Source organism: Shewanella sp. SW24 (assembly GCF_025653395.1).
GTDB classification, from domain to species: Bacteria; Pseudomonadota; Gammaproteobacteria; order Enterobacterales; family Shewanellaceae; genus Shewanella; species Shewanella oncorhynchi.
The window spans coordinates 426,033-445,166 of the sequence record NZ_JAKKSH010000002.1 but is presented as its reverse complement, the minus strand read 5'-3'; the positions used below and the strand labels follow the sequence as shown (position 1 = coordinate 445,166).

General features: G+C 45.2%; 19 protein-coding genes. 10 read left to right on the top strand and 9 right to left on the bottom strand.

What is annotated here, in order from left to right; all coding sequences use genetic code 11:
• The first annotated feature begins 1 nt into the window (after nt 1).
• Both L5M17_RS03675 and L5M17_RS03670 read left to right on the top strand, forming a co-directional pair.
• Entirely contained in the window at nt 2-706 is a 705-nt protein-coding gene (locus L5M17_RS03675; protein WP_105250123.1) for a response regulator transcription factor, read from the top strand.
• Nucleotides 703-1,995: an ATP-binding protein gene (locus L5M17_RS03670; protein WP_219234439.1), complete on the top strand. Its 1,293-nt coding sequence runs from the start codon at nt 703-705 to the stop codon at nt 1,993-1,995. The genes L5M17_RS03675 and L5M17_RS03670 overlap by 4 nt, the downstream gene beginning before the upstream one ends.
• Before the next feature lie 261 nt (nt 1,996-2,256).
• On the opposite strand, the gene L5M17_RS03665 is transcribed toward L5M17_RS03670, so the two are convergent.
• The 4 genes from L5M17_RS03665 to L5M17_RS03650 form a co-directional block, all read right to left on the bottom strand.
• Nucleotides 2,257-2,715 carry a CC0125/CC1285 family lipoprotein gene (locus L5M17_RS03665; RefSeq protein ID WP_028761861.1) on the bottom strand — a complete coding sequence of 153 codons (459 nt, stop codon included), beginning with the start codon at nt 2,713-2,715 and terminating at the stop codon, nt 2,257-2,259.
• A 21-nt stretch (nt 2,716-2,736) separates the two neighbouring features.
• Nucleotides 2,737-3,510 (bottom strand): outer membrane protein OmpV, encoded by a 774-nt coding sequence (gene ompV / locus L5M17_RS03660; RefSeq protein WP_317629585.1) that lies wholly within the window; start codon nt 3,508-3,510, stop codon nt 2,737-2,739.
• A 232-nt stretch (nt 3,511-3,742) separates the two neighbouring features.
• Nucleotides 3,743-4,171, bottom strand: a complete 429-nt coding sequence (locus L5M17_RS03655) for a hypothetical protein (RefSeq protein ID WP_173246641.1) — start codon at nt 4,169-4,171, stop codon at nt 3,743-3,745.
• A 107-nt stretch (nt 4,172-4,278) separates the two neighbouring features.
• Entirely contained in the window at nt 4,279-5,319 is a 1,041-nt protein-coding gene (locus tag L5M17_RS03650; protein ID WP_263145279.1) for an NADP(H)-dependent aldo-keto reductase, read from the bottom strand.
• A 454-nt stretch (nt 5,320-5,773) separates the two neighbouring features.
• Here L5M17_RS03650 and L5M17_RS03645 point away from each other — a divergent pair, with 454 nt between their 5' ends.
• From L5M17_RS03645 to nqrF, 6 genes are all read left to right on the top strand, one after another.
• The gene (locus L5M17_RS03645; protein WP_105250119.1) at nt 5,774-7,147 is read left to right on the top strand and encodes a Na(+)-translocating NADH-quinone reductase subunit A; all 1,374 of its coding nucleotides are present in this window, start codon (nt 5,774-5,776) and stop codon (nt 7,145-7,147) included.
• Entirely contained in the window at nt 7,147-8,379 is a 1,233-nt protein-coding gene (locus tag L5M17_RS03640; protein WP_028759366.1) for an NADH:ubiquinone reductase (Na(+)-transporting) subunit B, read from the top strand. The genes L5M17_RS03645 and L5M17_RS03640 overlap by 1 nt, the downstream gene beginning before the upstream one ends.
• On the top strand, nt 8,369-9,175 hold the full coding sequence (locus L5M17_RS03635; protein ID WP_263145275.1) for a Na(+)-translocating NADH-quinone reductase subunit C: 807 nt from the start codon (nt 8,369-8,371) through the stop codon (nt 9,173-9,175). The genes L5M17_RS03640 and L5M17_RS03635 overlap by 11 nt, the downstream gene beginning before the upstream one ends.
• A complete protein-coding gene (locus L5M17_RS03630; protein WP_028761892.1) occupies nt 9,172-9,792 on the top strand; it encodes an NADH:ubiquinone reductase (Na(+)-transporting) subunit D in 621 nt (206 codons plus the stop codon). The genes L5M17_RS03635 and L5M17_RS03630 overlap by 4 nt, the downstream gene beginning before the upstream one ends.
• A 9-nt stretch (nt 9,793-9,801) precedes the next feature.
• Nucleotides 9,802-10,410, top strand: coding sequence for an NADH:ubiquinone reductase (Na(+)-transporting) subunit E (gene nqrE, locus L5M17_RS03625; RefSeq protein ID WP_105250116.1), 609 nt, complete (start codon nt 9,802-9,804; stop codon nt 10,408-10,410).
• Between the two features lie 77 nt (nt 10,411-10,487).
• A complete protein-coding gene (gene nqrF / locus L5M17_RS03620) occupies nt 10,488-11,705 on the top strand; it encodes an NADH:ubiquinone reductase (Na(+)-transporting) subunit F (RefSeq protein WP_105250115.1) in 1,218 nt (405 codons plus the stop codon).
• Between the two features lie 119 nt (nt 11,706-11,824).
• Here nqrF and L5M17_RS03615 read toward each other — a convergent pair whose 3' ends face one another.
• Nucleotides 11,825-12,142: an ankyrin repeat domain-containing protein gene (locus L5M17_RS03615; protein WP_263145273.1), complete on the bottom strand. Its 318-nt coding sequence runs from the start codon at nt 12,140-12,142 to the stop codon at nt 11,825-11,827.
• A 166-nt stretch (nt 12,143-12,308) separates the two neighbouring features.
• Between L5M17_RS03615 and L5M17_RS03610 the strand changes: the two genes are divergently transcribed.
• Nucleotides 12,309-12,626: a hypothetical protein gene (locus L5M17_RS03610; RefSeq protein WP_173497308.1), complete on the top strand. Its 318-nt coding sequence runs from the start codon at nt 12,309-12,311 to the stop codon at nt 12,624-12,626.
• Nucleotides 12,627-12,878: 252 nt separating this feature from the next.
• Nucleotides 12,879-14,084, top strand: a complete 1,206-nt coding sequence (locus tag L5M17_RS03605) for a serine hydrolase domain-containing protein (RefSeq protein WP_263145269.1) — start codon at nt 12,879-12,881, stop codon at nt 14,082-14,084.
• Nucleotides 14,085-14,224: 140 nt separating this feature from the next.
• Here the strand turns inward: L5M17_RS03605 and L5M17_RS03600 are convergent, their stop codons facing one another.
• The 4 genes from L5M17_RS03600 to yjjX form a co-directional block, all read right to left on the bottom strand.
• A complete protein-coding gene (locus L5M17_RS03600; protein ID WP_263145267.1) occupies nt 14,225-14,644 on the bottom strand; it encodes a hypothetical protein in 420 nt (139 codons plus the stop codon).
• A gap of 161 nt (nt 14,645-14,805) precedes the next feature.
• Nucleotides 14,806-17,268, bottom strand: a complete 2,463-nt coding sequence (locus L5M17_RS03595) for an ankyrin repeat domain-containing protein (protein WP_263145264.1) — start codon at nt 17,266-17,268, stop codon at nt 14,806-14,808.
• Between the two features lie 241 nt (nt 17,269-17,509).
• The gene (locus tag L5M17_RS03590; RefSeq protein WP_212599752.1) at nt 17,510-18,559 is read right to left on the bottom strand and encodes a bifunctional helix-turn-helix transcriptional regulator/GNAT family N-acetyltransferase; all 1,050 of its coding nucleotides are present in this window, start codon (nt 18,557-18,559) and stop codon (nt 17,510-17,512) included.
• A 1-nt stretch (nt 18,560) separates the two neighbouring features.
• Entirely contained in the window at nt 18,561-19,124 is a 564-nt protein-coding gene (gene yjjX / locus L5M17_RS03585; RefSeq protein WP_263145262.1) for an inosine/xanthosine triphosphatase, read from the bottom strand.
• Nucleotides 19,125-19,134: the final 10 nt, after the last annotated feature.

Sequence of the window (19,134 nt, the reverse complement as noted above, 5' to 3'; positions counted from 1 at the left end):
TATGTCAGTTGCAAAGCATATCTTAGTCGTAGAGGACGATACCTCACTGGCAGAGTGGATCAGTGATTATTTACTGGATCACGGTTACGGAGTCACAGTGGCTAGCCAAGGTGATTTTGCCTTAGAGATGATAGCCGATGAGATGCCTGACTTAGTGCTACTCGACGTGATGATGCCCGTTAAGAATGGCTTCGATGTGTGTAAGGAGGCCAGGGCATTTTATACTGGGCCCATTTTATTTATGACGGCTTGCGTTGAGGACGGCGATGAAATCCGCGGGTTAGATGCTGGGGCTGATGATTACCTCACTAAGCCGATTCGACCACAGGTGCTGTTAGCGCGGATAAAGGCCCTGTTACGCCGAGTGAGTGATGAGGAGCAAAAGCAGCAATTAGTGTTTGATTCTTTAGTGTTAAATGCGACGGCAAAATCAGTCACCATTGATAAACAGCCGCTGGATTTGAATGCCAATGAGTTTGATGTCTTGTGGCTGCTGGCATTGAAGGCGGGTACGATAGTGAGCCGCAATGAATTGGTGGCTCAACTGCGGGGCATTGAATACGATGGCCTAGACCGCTCGGTGGATATTCGCATATCGCGCTTACGCAAGAAGTTGCAGGAAGCGTTGAGTCAGCCCTATAAAGTCAAAACCATTCGTGGCAAGGGATATTTGTTTTGCCGCGATGAGGCCGAGCAAGCTTTATGAAGAAGTTAATGACTTCTCTGGTGCTGGTCGTGCTGGTGGCCATTGCCAGCCTAGGCTGGTCGATAAGTGAGTTTGCAACACTTATTGATCCTGATAATGAAACGCCTAGCCCAGCAACTCACCTCGCGGCATTAAAACTGCTGGGCGGTTCACTGGCGCAAACCTTAGATAACGATCCCGCCCCAAATAATGCGTTTATAGACAACTGGAATCAGCGAAATGCAGATCAATTGTCTTTGGTGAATGAAGCGGATTTTGTCTTACCCTCAGCCCTAAAAACAGAGTTTTATTCAGGGGAATCATTACTGCTGGAGTCCGATGATGGCATCTCTTTGCACTATTTATTGCCTAAAACGGGTCAGGTGCTGAATATCAATACCCAGATAGTGACGCCAGCCGATGTGAGTTTTAACGCGAATAAGCTGTATACCATGCTTTTTTATGGCGGTGTGGTGGTGATTTTATTGGTGTGGGTGTCTCCTTTAATCCGCCAACTGGTTAATCTCAGTAAGGTGACTCAAGCATTTGGTATGGGAGAATTACAGCAGCGAATTGTGGTCAGTAAAGCGTCCTATATAGGCACAATAGAAAGCGAATTCAATCGCATGGCAGATCGCATCCAGCAATTGATCGATGACAATAAATTGCTTAGTCGGGCAGTTTCCCATGATTTAAAAACTCCGATTGCGCGGCTGCGATTTGGTATTGCGGCGTTAGAAGAAACCCAAAGCGAACAACTTAGGGTGAAGTATTTTCAGCGATTGAACCGCGATCTGGACACTATGGAAGAGTTGGTCATGACACTGCTCAGCTATGCCCGCCTCGATGAGGCGAATATCCAACCTGATTGGCAACCTATTGAGCTTAATACTTGGTTGCTGGAAAAGTATCAAGGCCAAGTATACTCAGGGTTTTCAATGGAACTCATCACCTGCCCAATACCGCTAAATATCAAAACAGATCCTAAGTACTTGTCAATGCAGGTGAATAACTTGCTCAGTAATGCGCTGCGTTTTGGCCGTGCCAATATCCGGTTGATGTTGGCATTGGAAGATGGGATTGCGTGGTTACACGTTGACGATGATGGCCCTGGCATAGATGAACAGGAATCTGCTCAAGTGATTAAACCTTTTGTGCGTGGTCAGCATAGCCGCGGAAATTCCGGTCATGGCATGGGTCTGGCGATTGTCGATAGAATTGGTTGTTGGATGGGTTCCCCATTACGTATTGGCCGTGCTCCTGACTTGGGTGGGGCTCGCATGTCACTAAAATTCAAGGCTGAAGTTTAAAGTTGGGGTTTAATACGATTGGTGTAATGCGAGGTTTGAGTCGTTTTTGTCTGTTTCTTTAACATGAGCTGAAGCGAGCAATGTGGCTAAATCTGCGTCATCTAATCTGCTGTGTTGATTTAGAGACAGAGGCGGAATGACTCAATTCACTATACGAATGAGTGCCTAACGAATTGGTGCTAAACAGGGGGGATTTATAAATAAAACGCACCAGCCTTGATACCTAACGAGAATCTAGACTGGTGCATTTTTGATGAGCAATTAACTTTTCACATTGACATTGTTAAGTATGTAATCTGTTTCATAGATGCGGGAACTCGCATTTTCTGGCTTGCTATGTAAACCTGTGACTTCGACCATGACAGAGGTTTCTTGATTCATCGTCGAACTCCCCCACAAGATATCCTTACTCGCGCTCGCTCCTACTCCAAACTGGCCAATTGCATCACGATCGGTTTGTTCGTGAGTAAAAGTGAAGTAGTTATAACCCGCTTGTTTGCATAACTCTGCTGACTTACGCATGACGTACTTTCGGGCCAATGCGCGGTCAGTGTTGGTATTGCCAACAAAGCTTATCTGCCAGCTATCGGGTGCAATCTGTGCGGTTTCAAATCCTTTACCGAAAGACCAAAATTGCTTTTCGGTATCGTAGGAAGTGGCACAAGCTGAAAGCATCAGAGCTAATCCAGCACATAAAAATGTTTTTCTGATAAGTGTCATGGTCTTGTCTCGTCAGGTTGTTTAGAAGCTATAGTTCACGCCAAGGGTAGTAACCCACTGGTTGTTACTGTCTATGAGCGGAGAGTCAGCCATGTTGGCACCTATGTGCGAGTAACCTGTGGCTTGAGTAATATCTAAATGCTTAGTGACTGGAATAACCAAAGCGTAGCCTAGCTTATATGCAAAGGTGCCGTCGGCTTGATAGGCAGGGCGCTGCGCCGTAGCTTCAGATGACGTCACACCTGTGTAGTAGTTTGCGAAGTCTTTACTGAAGTAGTGCACACCCGCATAAGGCACCAGATCACCGAAGCCTACATTTATTGGATGGTAATAGGTGATATCAGCCTGAAAACCATCATAAATATTGGTGACATCGTGTTGGAATTTGGTCGATAACGTGCCATTTCCTAAATTAATGTCGGCGTTTAAACCCAGATCGCCACTGAATTTGCGATCCTTCATGCCCGTTAAAATATCCGCATCATCGGCATCAAAGCCAGGATTGGCAACGGCAAAGATACTGAAATTAACGGCACTATCGTTCGTGCCTAAAAAGCGGTAGTTGATGCCGGACAGATCGGCGTTGAAGTCTTCACCGTGGTAGCCGCCATTGAGGTAGGCACCTGTCTGGTGATCTTGACCCTTATAAAACTGACTACCAGTAGCAACACCTGCGCCAGCAAAGAACTGATCTTGATGACTATAGATATTACCGTTACGAATGTAGGTATTGCTTTCAGCAAGAGCGTGGCTTGACATCAAAACACTTGTGATTACAAAGCAAAGTTTTTTCATTTTTTTATCCTTAAGACATCTGTCTAGTGACTGTGATGCCACTATATTTCACTTCTTAAAAGGACTCTGTATCCGAATGTAACCTAGATAAGGTTTGAAAGGAGGGGAATCTCTTATTAAACGAGGAGGGATTAGGTTTGTAATAAGGTTTTAAGATTATTAATTTTTAAAATTGATAGCATCAAGAGCGTTTCTTGATGCTATTAGGTCATCGAATTAACCAAGTAGCAGACTAATTCCAAACTTTACACTGATTACAAATAGCGACACCGTTATATAGGTCATGCGTTCTTCTACTTTTACAGATACTGCATGGCTGACCGTCAGCATTTTCATCTAAGATTGCAGCATGTTCTACTTGGGGGATTTCCTGCGGAACTACCTCTGAGCCACAATGTTTACACCTTCGGGCTGCGCATTTTATTTCTTCAGCGCATTCTGGGCAGTCACGATAAAGTGATTTATCTTCTTGAACATTTTCATTTGTGTGTGCTTGAGCCTCATTTTTCGTGATTGCAGGCATACAAGCAACGCAAATAATGCCAATCAATGGACTCACAATAAATGAGATGAAGAACCATAAAACGGCTGATCTGTTTTTACTGGAAGCTATAATTGCAGTGACAAAACATAGCATTAGCCAAAAAAGTATATAGAACATGATAAGGTCCATTTAATCAATTGAGGTGTGATTCTACCGCTGAAAAGCCTATAGCATCAGGTGCATTTACCTGATGCCATAGTTCCACTATTTAACCCGATTATCGACTAAGGGCAAGGTAATCTAAATTGATCGGACAGTTGGTTTAATCGCACTAATAGCTCTGGTGATAAGGTGACTTTTAAACTGTCGATGTTTTCTTTCAGTTGATATAAGTCGGTGGCGCCTATGATATTGGAGCCGACAAACTTACGTGAGTTAACAAAAGCTAACGCCATTTGTGCGGGCGTGAGTTTGAACTCGCGGGCCAAATCGACATAGGCTTTTGTCGCCTCCAGAGCCATTTGCGAACCTGTATAGCGGGCGAAACGCTTAAACAAGGTCAGGCGCGCGCCTTCAGGCCATTGGTCGTTGCAATATTTTCCCGTCAAGGCGCCAAAGGCCAGTGGCGAATAGGCCAGTAATGGCAAGTTTTCGCGGTGACTGATTTCGCTCATGCCGACTTCGAAACTGCGATTAAGCAAGTTATAGGGATTTTGCACACTCACAATACGCGGCAAGCCATGTTTTTCGGCGAGTTGCAGGTACTTCATCAAGCCCCAAGGCGTTTCGTTCGACACACCGATATAGCGCACTTTACCTTGGCGGATCACTTCGGCGAGCGCTTCTAGGGTTTCAAGTATCGGTGTTTGATGTTCATGCTCTTGTTGATCGTAAAACAGTTCACCAAAGAAGTTGGTATTACGGTCAGGCCAATGGATTTGATAAAGGTCGATAGTGTCTATTTGGAGGCGTGCTAAAGATGCATCGACCGCTTGGTGGATGTTGTTCCAGTCCAGCGCCATATTTTTGCGAATGTAATCACTTTTACCCCCCGGTGCGGCAATTTTAGTGGCGATCACTAAGTCGTCTCGGTTACCGCGGGCCTTAATATAGTGCCCTAGGATACGCTCGGTTTCCCCTTGGGTTTCCGGCTTAGGTGGTACGGGATACATTTCCGCCGTATCGATAAAGTTGATGCCATTGCCTATGGCGTAGTCCAGCTGTGCAAACGCTTCGGCTTGGGTATTTTGTTCGCCCCAAGTCATAGTGCCCAAACAAATTTTACTGACCTCAAGATTAGAATGCGGTATGCGTCTGTATTCCATCTATTTCTCCTACGGAAACTCTCTTAGTTTGAGGCTACCAAGCTTTTGCTGTAAAGCAAAGGTTAAACCATAGGTTGAAATGTTAGTGCGCTAAAAATAGCCAGCAAGTTTAGCCATCCTGCCCCATTTTGAGGCATGCCATTGGCTGAAGTTTGTTCGCTGAGTTGCTCTTTTAACGGTTTTAGCGCTTTACTGCACTGAAATGGAGATTTTGGCTTATTTTTGTAAACCTTAGGTACTACTAAATCAGTAATGACGTATTTATGAATAAATTGTTATAAAACTACATTTGCAGATTACAGTAAGTAAGGATGTGAATCTGTGTCACAAAATTGCGTAAATTTACGTATCTAACTTACGAATTTGCAGCGGAATGTGACGCCAATATCGGAATCTGCGTTAACAAATCTCTACCCTAAATTTATCTAAAAATTTTTCATGGTTGATATTTGTGATGGCAGATTTTTCAAACCAAATTGTAACGATCAAAAAAGGCCTCGACTTGCCGATTGTTGGTGAGCCGCGACAGGTCATTGAACTCGGTGCTAAGCCATCCCAAGTGGCTGTTCTGGGAGAAGAGTTCGTTGGGCTTAAGCCGACGATGTTGGTCGAAGAGGGTGATTTTGTTCAAAAGGGCCAAGCCCTATTTGAAGATAAAAAAACGCCTGGTGTGTTGTTCACTGCACCCGCTAGTGGCCAAGTCGTAGCGATTAACCGCGGCGAGCGTCGAATTCTACAATCAGTCGTCATTCGTTGTGATGACGGTGAAAACCGCGATGGGCAGATTTCTTTCGATATCCATCAAGACATTGCCGCTCTCCCTCGACCAACCGTTCAAGACCAGTTGGTGAAGAGTGGTCTATGGACGGCCCTGCGTACTAGGCCTTTCTCGCGCGTGCCTGCGCTCGATAGCACGCCAGCAGGTATTTTCGTCACCGCTATCGATACTAATCCACTGGCCGCTGATCCCCGTTTGATTATCGCCGAGCAAACCGAGGCTTTTAAAGCTGGCTTGCTGGTGTTGAGCCGTTTAACCGAAGGCAAGGTTTACCTGTGCCAGGATAAGGGCGAAGCGATTGTTAAAGAAGCATTACCACAACTTGAGGTGCGCCGCTTTGATGGTGTTCATCCCGCGGGTTTAGTGGGCACTCATATTCACTTTACCTTGCCAGTGAGTTTAGAACGTCAGGTATGGCATATCGGTTATCAAGATGTGATTGCCTATGGCAAGTTATTCCAAACCGGTGAGTTGTATACCGACCGCATCGTCGCCTTAGGTGGCCCGAGTGTGCTGAACCCGCGTTTACTGCGCACTCAGTTGGGCGCTGAGCTAAGTGCCTTAGTGAGTGATGAAATCAAACCTGGCCATAACCGCGTGGTATCGGGATCTGTGTTATCTGGCCATACCGCGGCGGGCGTACATGACTTTTTAGGCCGATTCCACAACCAAGTGTCAGTGTTAAGCGAAGATTCGCAGCACCATGTTCTCCCTTGGGTGCGCGGTGGTTCTGACAAATTCTCCATCACTCGTGCCGTAACATCACGCCTGTTTGGTGCGACTAAATTGTTCGAGTTTACGACTCATCAGGGCGGTTCAGCTCGCGCCATGATGGCTTTTGGTCAGTTAGATCGCGTGATGCCATTGGATATTTTACCCACCTTGCTCGTTCGAGACTTAGTGGTGCGTGATACCGACGAGGCGCAGGCCTTAGGTGCATTGGAGTTAGATGAAGAAGATCTGGCGCTGTGTACCTTCGTATGTCCCGGCAAATATGACTTTGGTAAAGAATTACGTGCCTGTCTAGATGTTATTGAGAGGGAAGGTTAATGACCAAACAAGTGAAAAAACCTGATTTACAGGACGCCTCTGATTTACAACAAGAGTACTACGCAACGGGTAAGTCGATGAAGGGCTTCTTGCGCTCACTCGTCATTGCCAACGGTCGTAGCACTAAGGGCCAAGTGCATGTGCGTGACGCGATTGACGTGAAACGTACCATGACGCTAGTCGGTTTGTGTTTACTGCCCGCCATTTTATTCGGTCTATATAACATTGGCCTACAGGCACAGCTTGCGCTCGCGGGAGGATTATCGACGCCAGATATTTGGAAGTTAGAAATCTTTAATACCCTGTTTGGCAGCCTTAGCCAAGACACTGGGATATTAGGTTTATTCCTCTATGGTCTTAGTTTTTATCTGCCGATTTACCTGACAGCACTGCTCACCAGCTTGTTTTGGGAAGTGGTGTTTGCGCGGGTTCGTGGTCAAGAGTTGCACGAAGGCTTCTTCGTGACGGCCCTGCTGTTTACCTTAATCTTGCCAGTATCGACACCGTTGTGGCTGGTGGCCATGGGGATTTCCTTTGGTGTGGTCGTGGCTAAAGAGCTGTTTGGCGGCATGGGATATAACTTCCTTAACCCTGCGTTGGCAGGCTTGGCTTTTATCTACTTCGCCTATCCATCTGAAGTTTCAACCATTAAACAGCTCGTTGCCGTTGATGGTTTCTCTGGTGCAACGGCGCTGGCACAAACCGCAGCGGGCAAGTTGAGTTTTGCCGATTACTCTTGGTTTAGCGCCTTTAGCGATCCTAACTGGTGGAACAACTTTTTTGGCTTTACCGTGGGTGCGATTGGCGAAACCAGCACCTTAGCGATTTTGATCGGCGGTTCATTATTGCTGATCAGCCGCTTAGCGGATTGGCGCATTGTGCTCGGTGTGTTGCTGGGCATGATAGCGACTGCAACGCTGTGTAATTACATCGGTTCTAGCAGCAATCAAATGATGGCAATGCCGTGGACTTGGCATCTTGTCACTGGCGGTTTTGCGCTGGCGATGATGTTTATGGCCACCGATCCTGTGACCACTTCGTACACTCGCCAAGGCAAGTTTGCCTACGGTGCTTTGATTGGTTTTATGACTGTGCTTATCCGTGTCGCTAACCCCAAAATGCCTGAGGGCGTGATGTTAGCCATTCTGTTCGCCAACCTTTGGGCGCCGCTGTTCGATTATCTGGTGGCCCGCGCCAACATCAAACGGAGATTAAAACGTCATGGTATTTAAGAAAGATACTGTGGTGGGGACCATGATCTTCACCATCACGCTCTGCCTCCTGTGCTCTTTTATGATCACAGGCACTGCAGGCATATTGAAAGAACGTAAAGTCGCCAAAAAACGTGACGAAGTGCAGCGCTATGTGTTGATGGCCGCCGATGTGAACCTAGGTCAGGGCAATGAGTTTAGAGAGATTTTTGCTAAATCTGTTAAGCCATTATTGATCAACCTAGACACAGGTAAGGTGGACTCAGACGCTAACGTCCTCGATTTCGATGAGCGTATGGCGGCAATTAATCCTGAGACTTCAAGTGCGCCGAAAAAAGATATTGCCAAGATTAAAACCCGTGCGAACGATGCCCGCGTGTTTAAAGTGCTCGATGTCAACGGCAAGTTAGACAGCGTGGTTGTGCCTTTCTACGGTAAAGGTCTGTGGTCGATGATCTACGGTTATGTGGCGGTTGAACCCGATTTCAACACCATTAAAGGGCTAGTCGTGTACGAACACGGTGAAACCCCTGGTATCGGCGACTTTGTGACCGATCCCCATTGGTTATCGTTGTGGAAGGGTAAGCAATTATTTGATGAAAAAGGCAAATTTGCGATACGTCTTGTAAAGGGTGGCGTTAAAGAAGGCGATCTTCACGGTGTGGATGCGGTGAGTGGCGCGACCATGACGGGCCGCGGCGTGCAGCGCGCAATGGAGTTTTGGTTTGGCGTTGAAGGTTTTCAAACCTTCTTCAACCAGCTGAAAGCGTCGGCAGCGCAGGGTGAATTGCAAGGTGAGTTGGGAGAGGCAAAATGAGCAACACTTTATCCATGCGTGACATGTTAACGGGGCCAGTGTTTGCCAATAACCCCGTCGCAATGCAAGTGCTGGGCGTATGTTCGGCACTGGCGGTCAGTAACTCAATGCAAACCGCTGTGGTGATGACACTGGCAGTGACCTTTGTGTTGGTGTTTTCTAACCTGATTATCTCTGCCATCCGTAACTTTATCCCGACCAGTGTGCGCATTATCGCGCAGATGACGGTTATCGCCTCCTTGGTGATTATCGTCGACATGGTTCTGCAGGATGTAGCCTATGAGTTATCTAAGCAACTTTCTGTATTCGTTGGGTTAATTATCACTAACTGTATCATCATGGGCCGTGCAGAAGCTTTCGCCATGAAGTATCCACCGCATTTAGCGGTCGTCGATGCGCTCGGTAATGCGACAGGTTATGGCTTGATTTTGATCAGTGTCGCCTTTGTACGCGAGCTGTTAGGAACGGGTAATTTATTCGGTCACCCTGTGTTCACCACCATCGAAAATGGCGGCTGGTACTTGCCAAATGAGATGTTCAAGTTACCACCGAGCGCCTTCTTCCTGATTGGTGTGTTGATCTGGACTATCAATGTGATCCAGCGGAAACGGGGTTAAGGAGCAGATATGGAACACTATATAAATCTATTTTTGCAGGCCACTTTTATCGACAACATGGCGCTGTCGTTCTTCTTGGGCATGTGTACTTTCTTGGCCGTGTCTAAAAAGGTGTCAACCGCCTTTGGTTTAGGCGTTGCCGTGATTGTGGTGATGACCTTAGCCGTGCCGTTAAACCAGCTGATTTACGTCAAAGTGCTCGCACCTGGCGCTCTGTCTTGGGCGGGATTACCCGGTATCGATTTAAGTTACCTGCAACTGATCACTTTCATTGGTGTGATTGCGGCATTAGTGCAAATCCTTGAAATGTTTTTGGATAAGTACATTCCTAGCCTGTATGACTCCCTTGGGATCTTCTTACCTTTGCTCACAGTGAACTGCGCGATTTTTGCAGGGGTGATCTTTATGGCGAACCGTGATTACAACTTCGGTGAGTCAGTGGTGTTTGCGATGGGCTCGGGTCTTGGTTGGGCGGTGGCGATTGTACTGCTGGCGGGACTGCGCGAAAGAATGAAATTCAACGCGATTCCCGAAGGCTTACAAGGTATTGGTATCACCTTTATTACTACAGGCTTGATGGCGCTGGGCTTTATGTCTTTCTCAGGGATCTCGCTGTAAAGCTACAGTAGGCGAGCCAAGAATTGAGAAAGTGAAACCAGATTCTTTTTAGAAAAGAGCTAGAAAAGGGTAATACGATGGAAATGGCAATTGGCATAGGCATGTTCACGCTAGTGGTCTGTCTATTGGTGATAGTGATTCTAATCGCCAAAAAGAAATTAGTGGCTACGGGTGAAGTGACGATCAGCATCAACGAAGATGCCGAAAAAAGCATTCAAGTTGCCGCGGGTGACAAGTTACTCGGCGCTTTGGCGAGTCAGAGTATTTTTATTCCGTCTGCCTGTGGTGGCGGCGGAACCTGTGGTCAGTGCCGAGTGAAAATTAAATCGGGCGGCGGTGACATTCTGCCGACTGAAATGGGCCATATCACTAAGAAAGAGGCTAAAGAAGGTTGTCGTCTCGCCTGCCAAGTCTCAGTGAAAACCGATATGGAACTTGAACTTGACGAAGAAATCTTTGGGGTGAAGAAGTGGCAATGTCAGGTGATCTCTAATGATAACAAGGCAACTTTTATCAAGGAGTTATTGCTTGAGTTACCCGAAGGTGAAGATGTTCGCTTTAAAGCGGGGGGTTATATTCAAATTGAAGCGCCAGCCCATGTGGTGAAATACGCTGACTTTGATATTCCTGAAAAATACCGTGGCGATTGGGACAAATACGGTCTGTTTGACATTGTCTCTACCGTTAATGAAGAAGTGTTGCGCGCTTACTCTATGGCCAACTATCCCGATGAAAAGGGCCGCATTATGCTGAACGTGCGGATTGCGACGCCACCATCGGCCAATGTGCCAGCGGGCAAGATGTCATCTTACATCTTCAACTTGAAAGCGGGCGATACAGTGACCATTTCAGGGCCATTCGGTGAGTTCTTTGTGAAGGAAACCGATGCAGAAATGGTGTTTATCGGCGGCGGTGCCGGCATGGCACCAATGCGTTCACACATTTTCGATCAGCTTAAGAGTAAGAAAACCACACGTAAAATGAGCTTCTGGTACGGCGCCCGTTCAACCCGTGAAGTGTTTTACCAAGCGGATTTCGATGCCCTAGCGGCCGAGAATGACAACTTCGTCTGGCATGTGGCGTTATCTGAGCCATTGCCTGAGGATAATTGGACTGGCTACACTGGCTTTATTCATAATGTGATTTATGAGAATTATCTTAAAAATCATAAGGCACCAGAAGACTGCGAGTACTACATGTGTGGTCCTCCAATCATGAACTCTTCAGTGATTAAGATGCTTGAAAGCCTAGGCGTTGAGCCAGAAAACATCCTACTCGATGACTTTGGTGATTAGGTTGTAAGTGAGTAATAAAAAATCGCGTTAGGCCCAGCTTAACGCGATTTTTGTTTATAGTGCTTTTTATCATTTCGCAGTTTTTAGCTTTCGCATTTTGATGCTATTTAGCACCTCACCTAGCTAAAGGATTTGCCGCCGTGGCGGGTTAAATAGCTCACTATGAGCTCACTCTCAGCGGTATAGCATCCCATGCGAAACTCACCGTGCCAGTAAGCAATATCGAGCGGATGATACCCCTGCGAGTTTGGATGATTCACATTGGCCCCCGCATTCACCAATAATTTGAGCAGTTCAAAAGACTGCAACTCACAGGCATGCAAGAGTGCCGTCATCCCGCCATTGTCCACGCCTTCAAGATCAGCGTCATTTGCAATAATGCGCTTAACAGCAAGCGTATCTTTGGCTTTAACCGCATCGATGAGTTCAGTGCTCATTTGATCGCTATTTAACCTCATCCAAAGGATTTAATTTAAGTGGATTTAGCCTAGGTTTCTTTAACTTGTGGGCGAAACTCCATAAGCTGAGTAGCATATACCTAAATGCTTATGTCTACAGGTATAACTTATCATGGATGTAATAGTTGTAGGATAGGAGGCTTGTTTGAAAAAGTTAGCAGTAGTATCACTTATCTGTTTCTCCCTCTGCGCATGCTCTTCACTCAATGAAGTTAAATTGGATTCTCAATCGGTATCCAGCTACATAGGTGAAAAGGTCAAAGTCACCACAATATCTGGCGAACAAATGGAATTTCAAGTCGAAAGTGCAACGGAACAGCAGATCGAGGGAGAAGGGCAACTAGTCAAAATTGAAGATATACAGACGTTGGAAGTTGAGGAGTTTAGCCCACTAAAATCGATATCACTTTCTGCAGGCTTATATATGTTAGGTGCGATAATTATTACTATTGTCGTTTTATAGCCATTTTGAATGTGTATTCGCTGCAACTTGAGATATTCAGTCTACAAACTGGGGAAGACTGCCACTTGGTTTATACTGTTCGGATTAGCTTCGTTGCCCTAGGTATCACTTTGTTGTGTCATTTTTATATGGAATATTTCCTTTATAATTCAATTGTAAAGATTAAATTGTATTATCCATAAAAAGCGCTTGTGATAAGCTTGCTTTTTTCTAGCAGGCAGCATTATTTGTTAATTACGTTAAGGATAACCCATGCGTTTGAGTGTTATTAGTACCCTGTTGACTGGTTTTTTATTATTCCCAAGTGCCAATAGTTTTGGTTTGTTATTAGAAACAGGTGCTGAACAAGAGCAAATCGGGCAAGGCAGTAACTCTATTGCCGTTGAAAGCCAAACCGCATCTTCAGTATCGAAGGTGGCGGAGATTAAGACCTTAATCCAAGCCGCGATAAAGGATTCGCCGCAGCCATTTAGTGGCAGTGTTATCCTGCTTGAGGAGGGCAAGCCGCAGCTTGAACTGCAAAAGGGGGAAGGTATTAGTCAAGATTCGCGCTTTGTGATGGCATCACTTTCTAAACAAATCACCGCAACCTTGATATTGCAGGCGGTCGATGCGGGGAAACTCGACTTAAACCTATCGCTTAATCATTATCTTTTTGGTGATGCAGATGGGAGGAATAAGGCGCTAAAAGGCACTGTGGCGTGGGCAAATCTAAGTGCGGATGCATTGAATACCAGTCGATATGACGAGCGGATTACGCTGCACCAACTGCTGACGCATACATCGGGTGTCGATAAACTGGGTAAGGCTAATCGATTCGAGCCGGGTAGCCAATTTGAATACTCCAACTTCGGTTATTCACTTTTAGGGCAAGTGCTTGAGAAGGTCAATCACCAATCCTTTGCCGAGCAAGTGGCGCAGTTTGCAACGCGATACCAGCTTAATGGCTTGAGCGCTGAGCTTGGCAGTATTGAGGCGATTCACGCCAAAGTGCCTTCACTCGCCGTAGGTTTACAGGAAAGCAAGGTGATTGCCCCTGCTGACTTAGTGCTTGATGAAGCTTTGTTACCTGCCGGGGGATTGATTGCTTCAGTGCCAGCTTATGCCGCCTTTCAGCATCTATTACACTCTGGCAAGTTGATGAGTGCAAAGAGTTATCAACGGATGACAACGGCGTATACCGAGATCCAATTCTTATGGCCGAATATGCGCTATGGCTATGGGGTGAGGATCAATAAGGACGATGGTCTCGTCGAATACAGTCATACGGGCTATTTATCTGGCTATATGTCGATGACACTTCATTATCCTGAATTTAATTTGGATCTGGTGATGCTGGAAAATCTATCGCTAAATCTTAATGATCGCGCTCGAGTATTTGAACTGCATAATCAGATACGTCAAATCATTCGTAGCCAGTTACTGCTTGTTAAAACATCACTTGCACCAGTGATTTGAGTAAACTGACTACTGACATAAGTGCCCTTATGCTGATATTAAGCATGGTACTTTAGTACTTAAAAGATTTCTAAGATATAGTTTCTGCGGGAGATAATGGCTACTATCTCCCGCGTTAAGGGAATAAATATAGTCTTTTACTACTTAATGTCGCCATATTTAATTGAATCACGACTATCTGTTTCATATATCATTTCATATTCATAGTTCAATGAGTCTAACAAGCTAATTATATAATCTTCGGATTTAATTCTTTCGTATCCAGGAAAATCTTGGTGGAAAATGATACTCAATAACCAGCTGCATTCTGGTTTTGATGGTGCGAAAGTATTTGCATCAAGATCTACATTGGGAAATAATTTAATGAATGTGCCTGTCTCTTTATTTAGATTCCAATGGTAATGTTTTATCCTGAATGGTAAAAAACTCTCAAGCATAGTAGGGTTCTTAGCTGTAGATGTTTTTCTATCTATTAATGCTAGAAATTCTTTGAGTTTATTATGAATTGTTTTTTCATCTTTACTTGTTGATTTTATACCAAATAGTACTTGATGTTTCATATGGTTGAATCTCCTCATTGAATAGATTTTATCGGCACTTGTGTCTTTTAAAGAGCCATTTTCTTTAGTTAAGGGTGTAAGTTTGTTAGCTAACAGAGAATTCAAACTCTATTTTAATGATTAACGTCCCTAACAAAGAGACGTTAATCTGTGACTTACAGTTACCAAAAGCGCTTTCTAAGTGCGGTCTCGATATCAATATCAACCCTAAAGTACTGCAAAATCGTCCAAACTGAATCGACTAAGGCTTCGGTAAGCGCTGGATAATCATCCTCGATAATTCCGTTAATTTCTTCGACGGTTTCATCGATATATTCCTGAACACCTTCCTCAAATTCGGCCTTTGTCGCTTGATTGCGGAAAAAGCTAAAGTTGTCGAGTTTTTCTATCAATTGATCAATAAGGACTCTCACCGAATTGAGTTGTTCAACTGTGATCGTCGGATCGGTGGCGATCAGTTTAAAAAAGCTCTGCACTTTGGTTTTGAGATCGAATAGCGTTGGGATTTGATCTCGATTTGCCGCCGCATTACTCACCTCTAATTTGGTTTGCTTGACGGGCGCAGGTGTCACATTCACCTCAGATGCTTGCGGATTGGCCGTCATAGGATCGGCATTGCTCGAAGCTGTTGCTGGTATTGCGCGATTGTGGGCTATGGTTGTGGGGGCTGGCGGTATCTCGCGCCCCAGTGTTTGTAGCAGGCGGCGCTGGAAATAGCTTTGCGGCAGGGCTTTGCTGAGTGCTTGCTCAAGCTGAGTTTCACTGTAGGAGGCTATTTGCAGCAGCGCTTCGAAAATCTCTTTATATTCTTGCTCAATAGCCGCTATTAGCGGGCTATTGCCTAAGCTATTGGTCACGGTTAAGTCGGCGCCATATTGCTGCAAAAGTCTTAAGATCCGCACCGCCGTTGATTCAAAGCGGGGGAACTCGATTGAACTGCCGCCTATCACAGCGCAAAGGGCAGGAGTGGTGTCTTCACCATTGATGGCATTGGGGTTGGCGCCATGTTCGAGTAGCGCCTCTACGCAGGACTGCGCGCCGTAGTAACTGGAGCACATTAATGGCGTAAATTGCTCATCCACCGAGAATTCTTCTAACTTTGCTCCATGGCGCAGTAATAGTTCTACGGTTTTTCGCCGCATATGGCCGGTAATTTCATCCCACCAGTAGGTCGAAATCGCCTTGTGTAGAATGGGCGAATTATCGTGGCCACAATGGGTAAAAATATCCCCGCCTTGGTGAATGAGCCATTCAAGTAGTTGGCTTCGACAGGAGATGGCCGCCGCAGACACATAGTTAGTGTTATAGATATTGGTGAGGCTTAAATCCAGCCCCTTGGTGAGCAGATATTCCATCACTTGGATAAGCGTTGCTTGATCTTCTTTCCCTGAACCACGCTGGCAGATAGTCAGTAAGGTCGGTTCATCCACCGCACCAAATTTTTTATTGATATCCATATCATATTGCAGGAACAGATCGAAAAACTCGGGCAGAAAGGTTTTCTTTTCGACCATTGGATAAACCAATAGTCGTAAATTCGACCAGACTAACATCTCATAGGATTTACCCGTATTCACAAATTCGGCATTTGGATTAGCGCCATATTTGAGCAACAGTTCAAGGGCTTGGTAGATGTAACTCCGTTTATTCGGATCGGTAAATTGGGCATTATTAATATATTGGTTGAGCAAGGGTGAATGGTCGGCATCAGGCGGTGTCATCCTATAGATGCGATTGATATCGACGGTGGCCTTAATCAGTTTTTCGATAATCCTAAGGTCAAATTCTGAGGTCAATGCCGCATAGACCAAACTTTTGGCGTGAGAATCGGCTTTGAGCTGCGGATAATGGTCTAACAGGTATTCAGTGTAGTCTTGCGCTTTAGTGTAAACGCATAGTTCGAGTAAATTGGCATCATCCCAGAAGCTGCTATCGTTGGCCATAATATAGCGTGACTTTTTAAATGCAGGGAAGCGTTTAACCAAGGGAGAAAATGTTTCTACTCCCCAAAATTCGCTCGAAGAAATAATGTTTTCAATTAGGCTTAATTTGCCAATATCTAATGGGATATCTTTATTAATGATATGCAGGAACAGATCTTTATTGCGTTCATCATATAATATTTCTAGTGGGTGATTTAATTCACCATTGGTCCAGAAACTCACCGGTTTATTGATATCTAAGTTAGCTGCAAGTAGAAGATCGATCATATCTCTACGTTGATGGTGTTGATAGATATATTGCGGATTAGGATGAAATAGATAGTTGAGCCAGCAATTGTTATATTGATTTTGAAAGTAAAGATTGGCACTAGAGTCTAGGTATAGGGTAACGAGTTCTGAGTTGTTATATTCAATAGCCGAATGCAATGCACTGAAACCATTACATTCGATTTTAGCGCCTTTGCTGAGCAAGTATTTTATAAGCACTAAATCGGACTGAGGACTGCAAGATAGTGGAACTAATATATTGCAGGGCGAAACATTGAGATCAATAAAGTTGAGATCTCCACTATCGGCAAGAAATTGATCAACTTTCTTTATTTTAGCCGAGGTCGAAAGCGTGTTATCTAGGCATATTTCCCTAAGTGTGAGTTTCTTATCACTAAAAATCCAACTGAGCATAATGTTCCCTATTTAATGCCGTTAACAAAATTATATCAAACACCTTTCAATTTATTAAAAATTGAGTGAGGTAAAATTGCCATATATTAATGCATTTAAGTTAAGAAAAACTATGCCCTAAGACTGATAATTAAAATGATCCTGTTTGAATAACATTTTGTGATACAAATTGATAATGCCAAACAAGTTGCATGATGACATGTTTGGCATTGTTACTTTGATTGGAATTCTGCTTCATATCCTATTGATTAAGATCTAGCAGCATCGGCATTTCGCAGGCGTCGTGGCCTGTGTTCCCTAGGGGAGCCGACAGATGTACAAAGCCTAATTTCTCATAGAGTTTTACGGCTTCATTTAGTACAGCGGTGGTTTCTAAATAGCAGCTTTGATAACCCGTTTCGCGGGCGAAATCGAGTGCCATTAACGCTACGCGTTTTGCGAGTCCTTTGCCGCGGATTTCTGGCATAAAGTACATTTTTTGCAGTTCGCAGACGCCATCATTGTTAGCTAAAGGCGCAATACCGGCGCCGCCTAAAATGCGGCCCTCTAATTCAATAATCCAATAGTTGGCGCCCGCTTGGGAGTAAATCTGGCTTAGGCAATCTAAGGTCGGGTCTGCCACGCTATAGCCTTTATCCGCGGTTAAGCCGTATTCGGCCGAAACATCGCGGATGACTTTGGCAATTGCGGCATCATCTTGGGCTGTGGCTTGGCGAATGTGGCAACCACTTTGCTGCTTGGCGTTATGTACGGCTTGGTTATATAACACGAGGGCCTCTTCGATTTGTGAAGTTTGCAATGGAGTCAGTTGGGCTAAGATCCCTTGGAATAATTGATTCTGCTGAGTATCCAATTTAACGAGTAACTTCTTACCCGCAGGTGTCAGTTGCACAACTAAGCAGCGACTGTCCCGTGGATGTACCTGACTCTGGGCAAGATGTTTATCGATCAAATGCTTGATAGCGCGGCTCGCATTGGACTTATCTATGCTGAGTTTGCAGGCAAGCTCTTTGATGGTCAGGGGCTGCTTGCCTATCTCAAACAGGGCATGGGCTTGCACGGGAGAAAGGGGTAAATCCCCAAAGGCGGCGTTGAGCATGCCTAAATTTCTCACCAGATAGCGAGACAAATGCCTGAGTTGGGCGGATGAGCCTGACTCAGTCGTTTGCTTAGTTTGAGTCACAGGCTTCGCGGGATCTTGAGCCAATGGTGCGTCTGTTTGAGCCATAGTCGAATAGGTTTGGTTGCATGTCACAACTAAGTTAGCGGGCTTTAACTCCTCTTGCAACATATTAATAACAATCTGCTGTGTAAATATCAGGATTCAATAATGGCGCCATGGCGAGAATAATCGCTTGGGTGTAATTACTTTCACGGGTCGCATGGCCGTGGGTGAGTAAACCTATGGCACCGCCTTTTTGCTTAATATTGATTGTATTGAACAACCTATCCATGACATCCCCGAGTTCTTCCCCCGCTTCTAATGCCCGATAAACTTGCATTGGTAAAGGTAAAATCGCACTGCGGCCAATGGCAAGCTGGTCTTTATGGCCAATAGCGATATAAGCGAATGTGGCAGGACCAAAGTCGAAACAATCGACACCGCCTTCCATCGCAAAATAGTAGTCGGCTTTAGTCTCTTGCGGGTCCTGCTGTTGACAATAGCGCACCCGATTGATCGCCCCTTGTCGAGTGTCGAGATCTGTCATTGGCTGCGCTGCAACACCAGAAGGGGCATCCATACCGCTGGCTTCTATGATGCTCTCTGGGAACAGCTGTGCCATGGCGTTAGTTGCCGCGTTGATTTTTACCGGGTTTTTAGAACCCACTTTTATCTTAATAATGTTTTGTTGCATATAAGTTATT